Below are 1,514 nucleotides of genomic sequence, written 5' to 3'. Positions count from 1 at the left end.
TGAAAACTTCAGACCAAATATTGAGATCAATCCAATTAATAAAATAATGATTAAAATACCAATAAAAAGGAGGATAGAACTTGTTTTTTTGTCGTCTTCTTTTGTTCTCAAATCCTGTCCTCTATTGTCCTCATGGACAGGTTGAGAGTTGTCCTCTATTGTCCCCAATTTTTCAGATGAAGAAAATGCTTTGTGCTCAATCAATAATAAAAGCTTATCGTGCTTAGATGACATATCATCAAGCCTTCTAGCCATGTCTTCTTTATCTTTTTTAAGCTCAGAAACTTGATCTTTGAGTAAATTTACGATGTCCTCACTTGTTTTTTTGTCGTCTTCTTTTGTCCTCAAATCCTGTCCTCTTTTGTCCTCATGGACAGGTTGAGGACTATTCTCTGCATTTATATTGTTTTCACCAAATACTCGAACAAGATCGATATATTGAACGACCTTTACACCTTGATCATTGAGTTGAGTTGATAGTTCACCGTTATTTATTTTTTTATAAAGGTAACTTCGAGCAATTTTAAATTGTTTAGATGCTTCGGAAATTGTAAGTAAGGCCATGAAGATCCGTCTTTAACAGTAGAACATATTTAGCGGAAAAGTTCGCTATGCGTACCAGTACGAACAAAAACCACAATATCAAATTTAGATAATGATTCTATGCGATAAACTAATAGAAAATCACCTCCTACATGTAACTCACGACAGTTTTTCCATTGATTGCCATTAAGAGAATGATCAAGCCATTCAGCCCCTAAAGGTTCATCATTCGCAATAATCAGCATCATGACTTCTTTTAACTTTCCCATGTCATAACGACCACTACGAGAAAGGCGCTGCCAGTCTGCTAAAAACTCTTTGGTATAATCAGATGAGCGAGGTAATACGGCACGTTTAGATTTAGCTGTTCTTTTTGAGGTCATTAAGTAAATCTTCTACTGTTTCAAAACGTGCTTTTTTGGCTTGGATTAATTGATCTGCTTCATCTAGTGCCGAAAGTGTAGCTGTATTAGGTACACGAACATCAAAAGGAATTGCTTGCTCTGCAACAACACGAGTTAAAAAGATGCGTACAGCATCTGAAACAGACATTCCCATTGCTTTTAAGGCTTGTTGTGCTTGTACTTTTGTTTCATCATCAATTCGTACATGAAGCATAGAGGTTTGCGTTGTCATACCATCTACTCCTTTACTATTTTGTATCTCATTTGATATACATAATAGCATGCTTTTTATAAATATTGAGAAAAAATTGATAGTATCTTTTTTAAAGAGAATTAAATAATAAATTGTGGGTCTCGTTAAAAACATGCTTAATTCGTGGCAAAAGATATTAAAAGCCTAGCAAAGTGGTCTAGGTGCTTCAATGTTGAAGTATGACGGACTAAATACTATTCAAACAATTGAAATATAAAATTGTTATTCACCAATTAAAATGTCTATGCGAAAACCCATTTAAAATGTCCTGTTTTAACTCAATGTGTCAAGCACAGGATTTAATTTTCTTTGTT

General features: G+C 34.1%; 3 protein-coding genes. All 3 read right to left on the bottom strand.

Going from position 1 to position 1,514, the window contains the following annotated elements:
• The coding region (locus P256_RS08790; RefSeq protein WP_023273337.1) for a hypothetical protein at positions 1–564 on the bottom strand (564 nt) is incomplete at its 3' end.
• Positions 565–593: 29 nt separating this feature from the next.
• Positions 594–926: a type II toxin-antitoxin system YafQ family toxin gene (locus P256_RS08785; RefSeq protein WP_023273336.1), complete on the bottom strand. Its 333-nt coding sequence runs from the start codon at positions 924–926 to the stop codon at positions 594–596.
• Complete coding sequence (locus P256_RS08780) at positions 904–1,179, bottom strand: type II toxin-antitoxin system RelB/DinJ family antitoxin (protein WP_023273335.1); 276 nt, start codon at positions 1,177–1,179, stop codon at positions 904–906. The genes P256_RS08785 and P256_RS08780 overlap by 23 nt, the downstream gene beginning before the upstream one ends.
• Between the last annotated feature and the right edge of the window lie 335 nt (positions 1,180–1,514).

Source organism: Acinetobacter nectaris CIP 110549 (assembly GCF_000488215.1).
Lineage (GTDB): Bacteria > Pseudomonadota > Gammaproteobacteria > Pseudomonadales > Moraxellaceae > Acinetobacter > Acinetobacter nectaris.
The sequence above is the reverse complement of the archived record's forward strand: the minus strand, read 5'-3'. Positions and strand labels throughout refer to the sequence as shown.

Coding starts and splice junctions, on each gene's coding strand:
- P256_RS08785 (WP_023273336.1), bottom strand. CDS start 926: ATGACCTCAAAAAGAACAGCTAAATCTAAACGTGCCGTATTACCTCGC.
- P256_RS08780 (WP_023273335.1), bottom strand. CDS start 1,179: ATGACAACGCAAACCTCTATGCTTCATGTACGAATTGATGATGAAACA.